Annotated in this window: 15 protein-coding genes; 9 read left to right on the top strand and 6 right to left on the bottom strand. The window is 60.6% G+C overall.

The annotated features are described in order from the left end of the window. Positions 1–85: 85 nt before the first annotated feature. From AC3WKX_RS10135 to ntrC, 3 genes are all read left to right on the top strand, one after another. Entirely contained in the window at positions 86–622 is a 537-nt protein-coding gene (locus tag AC3WKX_RS10135) for a chorismate mutase (RefSeq protein WP_102367926.1), read from the top strand. 390 nt (positions 623–1,012) lie between these two features. Next, complete coding sequence (gene glnL / locus AC3WKX_RS10130; protein WP_003218001.1) at positions 1,013–2,098, top strand: nitrogen regulation protein NR(II); 1,086 nt, start codon at positions 1,013–1,015, stop codon at positions 2,096–2,098. Beyond that, complete coding sequence (gene ntrC / locus AC3WKX_RS10125; protein ID WP_008435682.1) at positions 2,095–3,531, top strand: nitrogen regulation protein NR(I); 1,437 nt, start codon at positions 2,095–2,097, stop codon at positions 3,529–3,531. The genes glnL and ntrC overlap by 4 nt, the downstream gene beginning before the upstream one ends. 624 nt (positions 3,532–4,155) lie before the next feature. On the opposite strand, the gene AC3WKX_RS10120 is transcribed toward ntrC, so the two are convergent. Continuing rightward, positions 4,156–4,596: a hypothetical protein gene (locus AC3WKX_RS10120; RefSeq protein ID WP_003218005.1), complete on the bottom strand. Its 441-nt coding sequence runs from the start codon at positions 4,594–4,596 to the stop codon at positions 4,156–4,158. Between AC3WKX_RS10120 and AC3WKX_RS10115 the strand changes: the two genes are divergently transcribed. Next, a complete protein-coding gene (locus AC3WKX_RS10115; protein WP_003218007.1) occupies positions 4,595–5,050 on the top strand; it encodes a tRNA (cytidine(34)-2'-O)-methyltransferase in 456 nt (151 codons plus the stop codon). The genes AC3WKX_RS10120 and AC3WKX_RS10115 overlap by 2 nt on opposite strands. A gap of 132 nt (positions 5,051–5,182) precedes the next feature. On the opposite strand, the gene secB is transcribed toward AC3WKX_RS10115, so the two are convergent. From secB to AC3WKX_RS10100, 3 genes are read right to left on the bottom strand one after another with little or no spacing between them, the layout of a single operon-like run. Continuing rightward, positions 5,183–5,668 (bottom strand): protein-export chaperone SecB, encoded by a 486-nt coding sequence (secB, locus tag AC3WKX_RS10110; RefSeq protein WP_003218009.1) that lies wholly within the window; start codon positions 5,666–5,668, stop codon positions 5,183–5,185. 42 nt (positions 5,669–5,710) lie between these two features. Next, on the bottom strand, positions 5,711–5,965 hold the full coding sequence (grxC, locus tag AC3WKX_RS10105) for a glutaredoxin 3 (protein ID WP_003218011.1): 255 nt from the start codon (positions 5,963–5,965) through the stop codon (positions 5,711–5,713). Position 5,966: 1 nt separating this feature from the next. After that, entirely contained in the window at positions 5,967–6,380 is a 414-nt protein-coding gene (locus AC3WKX_RS10100) for a rhodanese-like domain-containing protein (protein ID WP_003218014.1), read from the bottom strand. A 151-nt stretch (positions 6,381–6,531) separates the two neighbouring features. Between AC3WKX_RS10100 and gpmI the strand changes: the two genes are divergently transcribed. Beyond that, on the top strand, positions 6,532–8,058 hold the full coding sequence (gene gpmI / locus AC3WKX_RS10095) for a 2,3-bisphosphoglycerate-independent phosphoglycerate mutase (RefSeq protein ID WP_102604472.1): 1,527 nt from the start codon (positions 6,532–6,534) through the stop codon (positions 8,056–8,058). Between the two features lie 217 nt (positions 8,059–8,275). Here the strand turns inward: gpmI and AC3WKX_RS10090 are convergent, their stop codons facing one another. Further along, a complete protein-coding gene (locus AC3WKX_RS10090) occupies positions 8,276–8,707 on the bottom strand; it encodes a PBECR2 nuclease fold domain-containing protein (RefSeq protein ID WP_256344182.1) in 432 nt (143 codons plus the stop codon). A gap of 377 nt (positions 8,708–9,084) precedes the next feature. Between AC3WKX_RS10090 and AC3WKX_RS10085 the strand changes: the two genes are divergently transcribed. The 4 genes from AC3WKX_RS10085 to AC3WKX_RS10070 all read left to right on the top strand — a co-directional run bounded on the left by AC3WKX_RS10085 (position 9,085) and on the right by AC3WKX_RS10070 (position 13,891). Then, positions 9,085–10,389 (top strand): murein hydrolase activator EnvC family protein, encoded by a 1,305-nt coding sequence (locus AC3WKX_RS10085; protein WP_102604471.1) that lies wholly within the window; start codon positions 9,085–9,087, stop codon positions 10,387–10,389. 31 nt (positions 10,390–10,420) lie between these two features. Beyond that, positions 10,421–11,728 carry a S41 family peptidase gene (locus AC3WKX_RS10080; protein WP_003218023.1) on the top strand — a complete coding sequence of 436 codons (1,308 nt, stop codon included), beginning with the start codon at positions 10,421–10,423 and terminating at the stop codon, positions 11,726–11,728. 1 nt (position 11,729) lies between these two features. Next, positions 11,730–12,512, top strand: a complete 783-nt coding sequence (locus AC3WKX_RS10075) for a divergent polysaccharide deacetylase family protein (RefSeq protein ID WP_008435686.1) — start codon at positions 11,730–11,732, stop codon at positions 12,510–12,512. 74 nt (positions 12,513–12,586) lie between these two features. Next, entirely contained in the window at positions 12,587–13,891 is a 1,305-nt protein-coding gene (locus AC3WKX_RS10070) for a Vps62-related protein (protein WP_102604470.1), read from the top strand. Here the strand turns inward: AC3WKX_RS10070 and AC3WKX_RS10065 are convergent. Further along, positions 13,844–14,602, bottom strand: a complete 759-nt coding sequence (locus tag AC3WKX_RS10065; RefSeq protein WP_003218028.1) for a substrate-binding periplasmic protein — start codon at positions 14,600–14,602, stop codon at positions 13,844–13,846. The two genes, AC3WKX_RS10070 and AC3WKX_RS10065, sit on opposite strands and share 48 nt — an antisense overlap. Positions 14,603–14,655: the final 53 nt, after the last annotated feature.

Here is a 14,655-nt window from a genome sequence, read left to right as displayed (position 1 = left end):
AAAGGCACCGCATTTCTTCAATACTTACGCGTTATCGTTAACGACCTTCGCGAGCAAGCTCGCCCCTACAGAAGAGGGATCTGCCTTGAAACTCAAAATTGGGTTCATCTTGCTGGCCATCAGCGCCAATGTATTCGCAGCACCACCCACCCTCGCCCCGCTGCTCGACAGCATTGCCGAACGCCTGGCGATTGCCGACCAGGTGGCCCTGAGCAAATGGGACAGCCACAAGCCCGTCGAAGACCGCCCACGGGAGCAGGACGTGATCGCCAGCGTCGTCGCCCAGGCGCCGAGCTACAAACTGGCACCGGCACAGGCCGAGCAGTTTTTCTCGGCCCAGATCGAGGCGAACAAACTGGTGCAGTACGCCCACCTTTCCGACTGGCAGCTGCAAGGCAAGGCGCCGAATGACCCACGCCCGGATCTGGTCGGCCAGATCCGCCCTAAACTGGACCTGCTGCAAAAACGCCTGCTGCAACAGCTGGCGGACTTCACCCCGGAGCGCACCAACCCGCAATGCCCGCAATGGCTGGCCCAGGCCAATCACGCACCTGCCAAAGACGCGCTGCACCAACTGGCAATGATCCGCGCCACCGCCGAGCTGTGCCTCTATAAAATCTAAAATTGCGAACGCCATCAAAATGTGGGAGCGGGCTTGCTCGCATGGCGGTGTGTCAGTTGATATATGCATGACTGACACGCCGCCTTCGCGAGCAAGCCCGCTCCCACAATTTAGATCCGACCCATTCAGCCAATCAGTCGCTGCCACCAGCTTCCTGAACAGACTTTTCAAAACCGCACTATATTGGTGCGATACGCTGCACCCTTCCCACTTACGCAACCCATTTTGGTTCGAAACTTCCCGTCCAAGCTGGCAGAACGCCACAGTTTCGCGCCTTAAGCCCCCATTTCAGGGCTTTAACGCTTCTTTTCGGAGCTTTGGTTTGGTTTTTGCATTTTCCTTGTATCAGCGTGTGCCTCAAGCCCGCGCCTTGCTCCAAAAGAGGTCCTAATGACCATCAGCGACGCACTGCACCGCCTGTTACTCGACAACCTGACCACCGCGACCATTCTGCTCAATGACGAACTGCGCCTTGAGTACATGAACCCGGCGGCGGAGATGCTGCTGGCCATCAGCGGGCAGCGCAGCCATGGGCAATTCATCAGTGAGCTGTTCACTGAGTCGGCCGAGGCCTTGAGCTCGTTGCGCCAGGCCGTGGAGCAGGCGCACCCGTTCACCAAGCGCGAAGCGATGCTCACCGCCCTCACCGGCCAGACCCTCACCGTCGACTACGCGGTTACACCGATCCTCAGCCACGGCGCCACCTTGCTGCTGCTGGAGGTGCATCCCCGCGATCGCCTGCTGCGCATCACCAAGGAAGAGGCGCAGCTGTCCAAGCAGGAAACCAGCAAGATGCTGGTGCGCGGCCTGGCCCATGAGATCAAGAACCCCCTGGGCGGGATTCGCGGTGCCGCACAGCTGCTGGCCCGCGAGCTGCCGGACGAGAACCTCAAGGATTACACCAACGTCATCATCGAGGAAGCCGACCGCCTGCGTAACCTGGTAGACCGCATGCTCGGCTCCAACAAGCTGCCGTCGCTGGCAATGACCAACGTGCACGAAGTGCTGGAGCGGGTTTGCCAGTTGGTGGAGGCCGAAAGCCAGGGCTGCATCACCTTGGTGCGCGACTACGACCCGAGCATTCCCGACGTATTGATCGACCGCGAGCAGATGATCCAGGCGGTGCTCAATATCGTGCGTAACGCCATGCAGGCCATCAGCAGCCAGAACGAGCTGCGCCTGGGGCGCATCAGCCTGCGCACCCGTGCCCTGCGCCAGTTCACCATTGGCCACGTGCGCCATCGCCTGGTAACCAAGGTCGAGATCATCGACAACGGCCCCGGCATCCCTGCAGAACTGCAGGAAACCATCTTTTTCCCAATGGTCAGCGGCCGCCCGGACGGTACCGGGCTCGGCCTGGCCATTACCCAGAACATCATCAGCCAGCACCAGGGTTTGATCGAATGTGAGAGCCATCCCGGTCACACCACCTTCTCGATCTTTCTGCCACTGGAACAAGGAGCCCCATCGACATGAGCCGTAGTGAAACTGTCTGGATCGTCGATGACGACCGTTCTATCCGCTGGGTCCTGGAGAAAGCCTTGCAACAGGAAGGCATGACCACCCAGAGCTTCGACAGCGCCGACGGGGTGATGAGCCGCCTGGCTCGCCAGCAGCCCGATGTGATCATCTCCGACATCCGCATGCCCGGCGCCAGTGGCCTGGACTTGCTGGCGCGGATTCGCGAGCAGCACCCGCGCCTGCCGGTGATCATCATGACCGCGCACTCGGACCTGGACAGCGCTGTCGCGTCCTATCAGGGCGGCGCCTTTGAATACCTGCCAAAACCGTTCGACGTGGACGAAGCGGTGGCGCTGGTAAAACGCGCCAACCAGCACGCCCAGGAACAGCAGAACCAGGAAGCCCCGCCGGCCCTGACCCGTACCCCGGAAATCATCGGCGAAGCGCCGGCGATGCAGGAAGTGTTTCGCGCCATCGGGCGTTTGAGCCACTCCAACATCACCGTGCTGATCAACGGCGAGTCGGGTACCGGTAAAGAGCTGGTGGCTCACGCCCTGCACCGTCACAGCCCACGGGCGGCGTCGCCGTTCATTGCGCTGAACATGGCGGCGATCCCGAAAGACTTGATGGAATCGGAACTGTTCGGCCATGAAAAAGGCGCGTTCACCGGCGCAGCCAACCTGCGCCGTGGCCGTTTTGAACAGGCCGACGGCGGCACGCTGTTCCTCGATGAAATCGGCGACATGCCGGCCGACACCCAGACGCGCTTGCTGCGGGTCCTGGCCGACGGCGAGTTTTATCGGGTAGGCGGGCACACGCCGGTCAAGGTCGACGTACGTATCATCGCGGCGACGCACCAGAACCTGGAAACCCTGGTGCACGCCGGGAAATTCCGTGAAGACTTGTTCCACCGCCTGAACGTGATCCGCATCCACATCCCACGAATGTCGGACCGTCGCGAGGACATCCCGACCCTGGCCCGTCACTTCCTCAGCCGCGCCGCCCAGGAGCTGGCCGTCGAGCCGAAGCTGCTGAAAAGCGAGACCGAGGAATACCTGAAGAACCTGCCATGGCCGGGCAACGTGCGTCAGCTGGAGAACACCTGCCGCTGGATCACGGTGATGGCTTCGGGGCGCGAAGTGCATATCAGCGACCTGCCGCCTGAGCTGCTGAGCCTGCCGCAGGATTCGGCACCGGTGACCAACTGGGAGCAGGCACTGCGCCAATGGGCCGACCAGGCCCTGGCACGTGGCCAGTCGAACCTGCTGGACAGCGCCGTGCCGGCTTTCGAGCGGATCATGATCGAAACCGCCCTCAAGCATACCGCTGGACGTCGTCGCGACGCCGCCGTGCTGCTGGGCTGGGGCCGCAATACGCTGACACGCAAGATCAAGGAGCTGGGGATGAAGGTCGACGGTGGGGATGATGATGAAGGTGATGAGGCCTGATCACTAATCCCTGATCCACTGAAGATCTAATGTGGGAGCCGGGCTTGCCCGCGATGGCGCTGTGTCAGTCACTGGATTTATCGACTGACACAGCGCCATCGCAGGCAAGCCAGCTCCCACATTTGTTTTGTACCAGACTAACGACCGTGCACCGCTTCAATGCACCACGAACCGGCATCGCGCACTTATCCAACGCCTGAAACCCATGCCTTGTTAAGAAAATATTAAAACCCAAAAAAGCCAAAGCCCCGTATTCCGGGGCTTTGCGCTTTCTGAAGAAATTTTTTGGCGCCACTTCGCAATTCTGGCACGCGCCCTGCAATAACCCTGTTACTACCCAGTTTCGGGGACCTTGGTACAGGCAGGCCGAGAATCCCCTCTTTAACACCCGGGGTGCTTGATGCGGATCGCGTCGCGCCCCACACCCGTTTCGGGAACCTCGGTACAGGCAGGCCGGGGATTCCCTCTTTAACACCGAAGCCTTTGGCTTCACCCCGTTTTGGGAGCCCTGGTACAGGCAGGCCGGGAACTCCCTTCTTTACACCCGGGGCTTATGAGGCAACGCGCCCATAGCCCCAGCCCGTTTTGGGAACCTTGGTACAGGCAGGCCGGGGATTCCCTCTTTTATTGCTCCTGGAGATGGATCTCCACCCGCCAGCGTCCATCGGCCTTCTCTCCCGACCACTCCCCGCGCAACGGCCGAGCCGCCACCAGGTTCAGCAGCAAGCCGCCATCGGTCTTGCGTACGCGCCAGTTCACATCCTTGTCATTGACCTTCAATTGGCCGCCCTGGGCCTTGCCAAGCGCATCGAACAGCAGCGCCACGGTGCCGTCGATATGCTCGCCGTGCAGCTTGGGTTCGCTGTTGAACCACACCACCAGGCCATCGGCGGCGGGCTCTACCTGCTGCAGCTCAACCGGGTCTGGCGTGGTCAGCCGGCCGATCATCAGGCCTACCATCAAGCCGACAATCGCCAACGAGCCTAAAACCCGTGGCAATAGCTTCGGCCTGGGGTCTTCTTCAGGGGTAGAATGCAGCGCATCTTTGCCTTCGGAGCCGTGCATGTTTCACGTCATCCTTTTTCAACCAGAAATTCCGCCGAATACCGGCAACGTTATCAGGCTGTGCGCCAACAGTGGCTGCCACCTGCATTTGATCGAGCCCTTGGGTTTCGACATGGACGACAAGCGCCTGCGCCGCGCCGGGCTGGACTACCACGAGTACGCCACCCTGCAACGCCACGCCGACCTTGCCAGCTGCCTGGAAAGCCTGAACCACCCACGGTTGTTCGCGTTTACCACCAAGGGTTCGCGGCCGTTTCATGATGCCAGCTTTGCCGAAGGCGACGCCTTCCTGTTCGGCCCGGAAAGCCGCGGCCTGCCGGCAGACGTGCTCGACGCCCTGCCCGACGGCCACCGCCTGCGCCTCCCGATGCGCGAAGGCTGCCGCAGCCTGAACCTGTCCAACACCGTGGCCGTCGCGGTTTACGAAGGTTGGCGGCAACTGGGGTTCAAGTAACACTGCATAACGAATGTGGGAGCGGGCTTGCTCGCGAAGGCGGAGTGCCAGTCAACGAAGATATCGACTGAAGTACCGCATTCGCGAGCAAGCCCGCTCCCACATTGGATCGGCGTCGTTGCTCAGAACAGCTTACTGAACCGTTGGCGAGCCTTCCTGTTGCATGCGCTGCAGCTCTTGCGCATACAGGGCATCGAAGTTCACCGGGGCCAGCATCAGCGCCGGGAACGAGCCACGGGTGACCAGGCTGTCCAGGGTCTCACGGGCATACGGGAACAGAATGTTCGGGCAAAACGCGCCCAGGGTGTGACTCATGGACGCTTCGTCCAGGCCCTGGATCAGGAAGATACCGGCCTGTTGCACTTCAGCAATGAAGGCCACTTCTTCGCCGTTCTTGACGGTGACCGACAGGGTCAGCACGACCTCGTGGAAGTCACCTTCCAGGGCCTTCTGACGGGTGTTCAGGTCCAGCGCAACGCTCGGGGTCCATTCCTGACGGAAGATGGCCGGGCTTTTCGGCGCTTCGAACGACAAGTCACGCACGTAAATACGCTGCAGGGAAAATTGTGGGCCTTGAGCTTCTTCTGCTGCCGCTTCGGTGTTCTGTTGGTCAGTCATCGCAGATCCTTCGTGATCTTGGGGTCTTTTAGGGGTTAGGAGTCAGACGTGAAGCAGCGCATCCAGTTTACCGGCGCGCTCGAGTGCGAACAGGTCATCGCAACCACCGACATGCTTGTCACCGATCCAGATCTGCGGCACGGACGTGCGTCCCGCTTTCTTGGTCATCTCGGCGCGCACCTGGGGCTTGCCATCAACCTTGATCTCTTCGAAGACAACGCCCTTTTTCACAAGCAGGGCCTTGGCCCGCATGCAATAAGGGCAATAATCGCTGGAATAAACGACAACCTGGCTCATATCACTTCACCAGCGGCAGGTTATCGCCACGCCAGCTGGAAATACCACCCGACAGTTTGGCGGCGTTGAAGCCGGTTTTCAGCATCTCGCGGGCGTGGGTGCCGGAGTGCTGGCCCTGGGCGTCGACCAGGATAATGGTCTTGGCCTTGTGCTTTTCCAGCTCGGCCAGGCGCGAAATCAGTTTGTCCTGGGGAATGTTCAGCGCGCCGACAATGTGACCGGCGGCGAAATCCTTGGCGGGACGAATGTCCACCACTACGGCCTCATCCTTGTTGACCAGGGCGGTCAGCTCGGACGTGCTGAGGCTGCGGCCACCGCGGCTCAATTCGTGAGCGATCAGCAGCGCCAGCAGTACGACGAACGCACCAGCGAGCAAATAGTGGGTAGTGGCAAATGCAATCAGGTGATCAACCATCAAGGAGGTTCCAGGGCGTTAAAATGGCGGTAAGTATACACAGCCGTCATGGTCGGCCAACCCCCGTAAAGCGGTGACGTGGTCGGAACTTCGCTTTAAACTGCCACTCCCTTTTCTATTCCCTTCATTCATTACCGCCGCGAGAGGATCTATGACTACTACGCCTAAACCTTTGGTCCTGATAATTCTCGATGGCTTCGGACACAGTGAAAGCCACCACGACAACGCCGTGTACTCGGCCAGCAAGCCAGTACTGGACCGTCTGAGCGCTACCGTTCCGAACGGCCTGATCTCGGGCTCGGGCATGGATGTTGGCCTGCCGGACGGCCAAATGGGCAACTCGGAAGTCGGCCATATGAATCTCGGTGCCGGACGAGTGGTCTATCAAGACTTCACCCGCGTGACCAAAGCGATCCGCGACGGTGAGTTTTTCGAGAACCCAAACATCTGCGCGGCAGTGGATAAAGCGGTCAAGGCCGGCAAGGCCGTGCACTTCATGGGCCTGCTGTCGGACGGCGGCGTCCACAGCCACCAGGACCACCTGATCGCCATGGCCGAACTGGCCTTCAAGCGCGGCGCCGAGAAGATCTACCTGCACGCGTTCCTCGACGGCCGCGACACCCCGCCGAAAAGCGCCCAGTCCTCCATCGAACTGTTGGATGAAACCTTCAAGACCCTCGGCAAAGGCCGCATCGCCAGCCTGGTCGGCCGCTACTTCGCCATGGACCGCGACAACCGCTGGGACCGCGTGGCACAGGCCTACAACCTGATCGTCGACGGCCAGGCCGAATTCAACGCCACCACCGCCCAGGAAGGCCTGGAGGCCGCCTACGCCCGTGGCGAGAGTGACGAATTCGTCAAGGCCACCACCATCGGCGAACCGGTCAAGGTCGAAGATGGCGACGCCGTGGTGTTCATGAACTTCCGCGCCGACCGTGCCCGCGAGCTGAGCCACGTATTCGTCGATGCCGGCTTCAAGGACTTCGAGCGCGCCCGCCAGCCGAAAGTCGAATTCGTGATGCTGACCCAATACGCCGCCAACATCCCGGCCCCGTCGGCATTCGCCCCGGGCAGCCTGGAAAACGTGCTGGGGGATTACCTGGCGAAAAACGGCAAGACCCAACTGCGCATTGCCGAAACCGAGAAGTACGCCCACGTGACCTTCTTCTTCTCCGGCGGTCGTGAAGAACCGTTCCCGGGTGAAGAACGCATCCTGATCCCGTCGCCGAAAGTCGCCACCTACGACCTGCAGCCGGAGATGAGTGCCCCGGAAGTCACGGACAAGATCGTCGACGCCATCGAACACCAGCGCTACGACGTGATCGTGGTCAACTACGCCAACGGTGACATGGTGGGCCACAGCGGCAACCTGGAAGCGGCGGTAAAAGCCGTGGAATGCCTGGACCTGTGCGTCGGCCGCATCGTCGACGCGCTGGAAAAGGTGGGCGGCGAAGCGCTGATCACCGCTGACCACGGCAACTGCGAGCAAATGTCCGACGAATCCACCGGCCAGGCCCACACCGCCCACACCACCGAGCCGGTGCCATTCATCTACGTCGGCAAACGTGACTTTAAAGTACGTGATGGCGGCGTGCTGGCCGACGTGGCACCGACCATGTTGATGCTGATGGGGCTGGAGAAGCCGAAAGAGATGACTGGCACTTCGATTCTGGTCTGACACAGTTCAGGGGTTGCTCAAAACAGGCAGCCCGTCAATAATGGACTTGAGCGCGAAACCAGTTGCCTCCAGCGGCGATAACTGGCGTAGGAACCCCGCAGATGGCTGGATATCCGCGTAGGGTGAGACCTCCACACCCCTGCTTGAGGGTGTGTATATGAATATCAAGCAAGCACTACTTAGGGCAGTTCGAAAGAGCTGCCCTTTTCTTTGGGCGTCACAAAAGCTCGTAACGCTTGTAGAGCAACTCACCATGACGATGCTTGTTCAAGGCCTTGGCATCTGTCTGCATGAAGTTCCACAGCACATTGCCAGCCTGAATATTGACCACCACCAGCATCTGCCTCCTGGATTCATAAGCCCCAATGAATGCTAAACGAGCGGAGCAATCGCTATAAGCAACACGCCATATTTCCAGAGGCCCCGTCAATGTGTCCAAGGCGAACCTGACATAACGCTCTCTGGCGTCCTGCCGCTTTTCAACAATGTGCTGCAGACAGCTACGCCTGATCGCTATTTGCCCCAAAGGCGAGGCAACTTCCACTTCCGAACAGCTCGAATGGGCAATGCCAAAATGCATTGCGACTATATCGATGGCCGCTTCGACATCGTTGCCGGCGGCCACTTCCTCAAGTGGACGCGCTCGCAAGGCCCGATCCAGACTACGAAGGTCGGGAAGCCCATAATCAAGCCACGTATGCTGGCCTTTTGACTCGTGAATACAAGGCATTACTGACTATGCCGACCGTCGGATTAACAGGGCCGAAGAGTCTATTCCGAGCGCAAATGCACCGTCAGGGTGGAGCATTTCAAGGCATTTCGCGAAGCACACAAAACAACTGCAGAATCACGACACGACGCTCTCAACCGCTCGTCGCCTTCAAAGGGCTATGGGACTTGCCCACAATTGCTTGCAGAATGCGGCCACTGGGCACCTAACTTGCCTGCCAAGCCGAATTGGGCGTTTTTTTTGCAGCGCTTGGCGGGCATACTAGGCCGTCCCTTTCCCTGGTGTCGCCCGCCTCTATGCTTCGCGCCTTGATTACCCTTGCTCTTGTCTGCCTGCTCCAACCGGCGTTTGCCGATGAGCGCGCACAAACCCAACAACAGTTGGACGCTACGCGTCAGGACATTACCGAGCTGAAGAAGCTGCTCGGCAAGCTCCAGGAAGAGAAGTCCGGCGTGCAGAAAGACCTGCGCGGCACGGAAACCGAGATGGGCAAGCTGGAGAAGCAGGTCCAGGAGCTGCAAAAAGAACTAAAGAAAAGCGAGTCGGAACTGGAGCGACTCGACGCTGAGAAAAAAAAACTCCAGAGCGCCCGCGTTGAACAGCAACGCCTGATCGCGATCCAGGCCCGCGCCGCTTACCAGAACGGCCGCCAGGAATACCTCAAGCTGCTGCTCAACCAGCAGAACCCGGAAAAATTCGCCCGCACCCTTACCTATTACGACTACCTGAGCAAGGCCCGCCTGGAGCAACTGAAAAGCTTCAACGAGACCCTGCGCCAGTTGGCCAACGTCGAGCAGGAAATCGCCAACCAGCAGGCGCAGCTGCTCGACCAGAAAACCGCCCTCGACAGCCAGCGCGACGAGCTGGACAAGGTCCGCAAGGAGCGCCAGCAGGCGCTGGCCAAGCTGAATGACGACGTGAAGGCCCGTGACGCCAAGCTCCAGGCCCGCGAGCAAGACCAGGCCGACCTGGGCAAAGTCCTGAAAACCATCGAGGAAACCCTGGCGCGCCAGGCCCGTGAGGCAGAGCAGGCGCGGCAAAAAGCGCTGCTTGCCCAGCAGGAAGCCGAAAAAAAGCGCGAGCGTGAAGCCGCCGAGGCAGTCGCCAGCGCCACTACCGACGCCCCGGCCCCGCGTAAACCGGCGCGTGCAGCACCTGGCCCGCTGGTTTCCAGCGCCGGCGAATCCTTCGGCGGACCTTTTGCTTCAGCTCGGGGCAAACTTCCATGGCCAGTTGATGGTCGATTACTGGCACGCTTTGGTGAAACCCGTGGCGATGACACCCGCGCCAAGTGGGACGGTGTGATGATCAGTGCCGGTGCCGGCACCCAGGTCCACGCTATCCACGGCGGCCGTGTGGTATTCGCCGATTGGCTGCGTGGCGCAGGTTTGTTGGTGATTCTTGACCACGGTAATGGCTATTTGAGCCTTTACGGCCACAATCAAACTTTGCTTAAAGCGGCAGGTGATGTTGTAAAAGCCGGTGAATCCATCTCCACTGTCGGTAACAGTGGTGGCCAGGACACCCCGGCGCTGTACTTCGCTATTCGTCAGCAGGGCCGCCCGAGCGACCCGGCACAATGGTGCCGTACCCAAGGATAAGGGTCGCATCTACATTAGGAGTTCGTTCGACATGCTGCATTTGTCCCGCCTCACATCGCTGGCCCTGACGATCGCTCTGGTGATCGGCGCGCCTTTGGCATTCGCCGACCAGACCGCCCAGTCGGCCACGGCCGCGACCACCAAGGCCCCGCTGCCGCTGGACGAGTTGCGCACCTTTGCCGAGGTCATGGACCGGATCAAGGCCGCTTATGTCGAACCTGTGGACGACAAGACCCTGCTGGAAAATGCCATCAAGGGCATGCTCAGCAACCTTGACCCGCACTCCGCCTACCTGGGCCCGGAAGATTTCGCCGAGCTGCAGGAGAGCACCAGTGGTGAATTCGGTGGCCTGGGCATTGAAGTCGGCGCCGACGACGGCAACATCAAGGTCGTTTCGCCGATCGATGACACCCCTGCGTCCAAGGCCGGCATCCAGGCCGGTGACTTTATCGTCAAGATCAACGGCCAGCCGACCCGCGGCCAGACCATGACCGAAGCCGTCGACAAGATGCGCGGCAAGATCGGCCAGAAAATCACCCTGACCCTGGTGCGCGACGGCGGCACGCCGTTCGACGTGACCCTGACCCGCGCCACCATCACGGTCAAGAGCGTGAAGAGCCAGCTGCTGGAGTCGGGCTACGGCTACATCCGTATCACCCAGTTCCAGGTCAAGACCGGCGACGAAGTGGCCAAGGCCCTCGCCAAGCTGCGCAAAGACAACGGCAAGAAACTCAGCGGCATCGTGCTCGACCTGCGCAACAACCCGGGCGGCGTGTTGCAGGCAGCGGTGGAGGTGGTCGACCACTTCATCACCAAGGGCCTGATCGTCTACACCAAGGGCCGTATCGCCAACTCCGAGCTGCGCTTCTCGGCCACCGGCAACGACCTCAGCGAAGGCGTGCCGATGGTTGTGCTGATCAACGGCGGCAGCGCCTCGGCTTCGGAAATCGTCGCCGGCGCCCTGCAAGACCAGAAACGCGGCGTGCTGATGGGCACCACCAGCTTCGGCAAAGGCTCGGTGCAAACCGTGCTGCCGCTGAACAACGAGCGTGCCTTGAAGATCACCACGGCGCTGTACTACACGCCGAACGGTCGCTCGATCCAGGCCCAGGGCATCGTGCCGGACATCGAAGTGCGCAAGGCCAAGATCACCAACGAAGCCGACAGCGAGTTCTACAAGGAAGCGGACCTGCAAGGCCACCTGGGCAATGGCAACGGCGGCGCCGACCAGCCGACCGGCAGCGGCTCGAAAGCCAAACCGATGCCGCAGGACGACGATTATCAGTTGGCCCAGGCGCTGAGCCTGCTCAAGGGCCTGAGCATTACGCGCAGCCGTTGATATGCGCCGTGGACTGATCATCGCTTTGCTGTGCTGTCTGGCGGGTGTCGCCCAAGGCAACCCCGCCAGTGCAGCCCCCGCTGAACACAAAGCCTACCTGACCCTGATCATCGACGACCTTGGGCAAAACCTGCCCCGGGATCGTCGTGTGCTCGCCCTGCCCGGCCCGGTGACCACGGCGATCATGCCCGACACACCCCACGCCGCCGAATTCGCCCGCGAAGCCCACAAGGCCGGCAAGATCGTTATCCTGCACATGCCCATGGACCCGGCCACCGGCCCGTTCGCCTGGCACCCCGACCTGCCTATCGAAGAGCTGGGCAAACGCCTGGACGCGGCCTTCAAGGCCGTGCCCTACACCGCCGGCATCAACAACCACATGGGCAGCCGCATGACCGCCCAGCCGGAGGCCATGGCCTGGTTGATGGGTGAGCTGCAACGACGCCACAAGTTCTTCGTCGACAGCCGCACCAGCGCTAAAACCGTCGCCGCCGCCGAGGCGCAAAAGATTGGCCTGGCCAGCGTCTCGCGGGATGTGTTCCTCGACGACGAACGCACCGAAGCGGCCATCACCACCCAGCTGCAGACCGCGATCAAGCTGGCCCACAAACAGGGGTCGGCGGTGATGATCGGCCACCCTTATCCACAGACCCTGGCGGTACTCGAACGTGAGCTGCCCAAGCTCAAGGCCCAGGGCGTCGAGTGGATCGACATCAAGTTGATGATCAGCCTGCGCAGCAACCAGGCCATGGCCGGCCACGGAAAAAACGGCACTTACCGCTAGTGCTATATAGCTACCGCGCCTGACCGAGCGGACTCTTCGATAGTGGATCTTCGTATCCACTGGAGAGTCTGTAGATGAACTCACTGCAATACAAAGACCTGCTGATCAACTTCACCACCGAGTTCGTTCCTGTATGGAACGACAAAGGCACTCGCGCCGAGAAACCCGTGACCTTCTGGCGCCCGAGCACATCCTCCGACGCGCTGGGCAACTTCGTCCCGCTGGGTGATGTGGCGGTGGCGGGCTACCACAACATCAATCAACTGAACATCGTCGCTGTTGTCAGCGAAGTTGACCGGGAGAATGGCACCGCCTTGCGTCCCCCCGTCGACTTCGAGAGAGTCTGGGAACACTCGGGACCAAGGGCGCGCGCCAATTTCTCAATCTGGCGGCCCACCGCTCCAGAAGGTTATGTGGCGATGGGGCTGGTCTGTGGCCTCGGTAACGACAAACCACCACGCAATACCATCCGCTGTGTCAGAGAAGACCTGGTGACTCAGGCCTATGTCGACCAGTTGATCTGGAGCGACCAAGGCAGCGGCGCCCACCGGGACTTCAGCGCCTGGGGTGTCTCCCCGTCGCAAGCAGCTCCTGGCCAAGCCTACCTGGCACCGGGCACCTTTACCGGCGCCGAGGGCTATGCCAAGCCAACCAGGCAAAGCCCGGTGCACGCCCTGCGGCTGGACCTTGCGCTTCACTCCGAAGATTTGCCGCCACTTTCACCCGAAATGGCACCAGGACGCACGATGCCGGAGCAGGTAACAGAGGGCATTCATGTGTGCGAACTGCCCTGGTTTACCGTGAACGACCCGACCCTGACGCCCCTGGAAAAACTGCAAACCTGCCCGGTATATCGGTTGAAAAGAATCGACCAGTACAGCTTGGTGGCCAGCGGTCAAAACACCACGCCAGCAAGCCAAACCTTCAGTTGGGTATTCGCAAAAGGAGAGATCAGTGACTTCTCCATGGGCCTGCGCTCCTTGACCGGCCTAGATATAAAGGCTGCCTGGGCACCCCGGCATCCGTTGAGTATCAGTGCCAACCTCAATCGCGACTTCACGCATACGGGCTTGACCGCACAAGGCTGGGAACGGGAGGGCGTGGCGGATGTGATGGCTTACATCCCGGCGAATAAATCCATCGCTGCCTACCTGGTCAAAAGCCGATACGAGCTATTGCGGGCTGACGGCAGCCAGCTCGGGCCAACCCTGACCTATGCCAGCGGAGATAACGTCTACTTCAGCGAGCTGCTGCAACCTGAAGCGGCGGTTACTGCTGTTGAGGAGCCAGAGGAAGTACCAGAAGAGGTGCCCGAGCCCACAGAAAACAACCTAGAGATAACGCCCCATGATTTCATCGACGACACCCTCCTGCCGTAACTGATCGAGGGCCGCCTGGAGTTTCGCCACTACGTCATCCGGCACGTTTTTGTTCAGCGCCAGGTACAGCTCCGCGCTGTTGAAACGCAACACAGTCTTGAGCCCGGTCACCCCGACCTGGCGTGCCAGATAACGGCCCGCCGGGTCCCCGGTGGCCCACAGGTCGATCTGGCCATCCACCAGCTTTTTCGCGTTGTCCTGATCCCGCAACACGATCACCGGCTTGAGCCCCTGCTTCTCCAGGCTCTCGGCGATGGCGTCGCCCTTGTAGGCGCCGATCTTGTAGCGCCGCGCCTGCTCAAGGTCGCTCAGCTGGATCTTGCTGTCAGCCTTGGCCAGCAGCACCCAATCGTCCGGGCCGATGGGGCCGACCCATTTGAACAGCGCCTCACGGTCCGGCAAGCGCGCCATCACGAACACGCCGTAACCGGGTTTTTCCAGGGCGAGTTTGTAGATCCGGTCCCAAGGGAACCGCAGGGTCAGGTTGTAGGAAATACCGGCACGCTGGAACGTCTCGCGGACGATGTCCACGGCAATGCCTTCGATGTTCTCTTCCTTGGCGAAGTTCTTGCCGTTTTTCGCCATGTTGTACGGCGGGAAGTTTTCCGTCAGCAACACCAGGGAAGCGCCGTCGGACGGTTCATCAGCGTAAGCCGAACCCGTCAGCAGAACGGTGGTACTGGCGAGGGCGAGCAGCAGGTCTTTGAACATGAAAGTTACCGGAATCCATGGCAAGCCCAGAGAGTGCCGCGAGCCTGCCATGG

The organism is Pseudomonas sp. GP01-A4, assembly GCF_058780865.1.
This window is presented reverse-complemented; position numbering and strand designations above follow the sequence as displayed.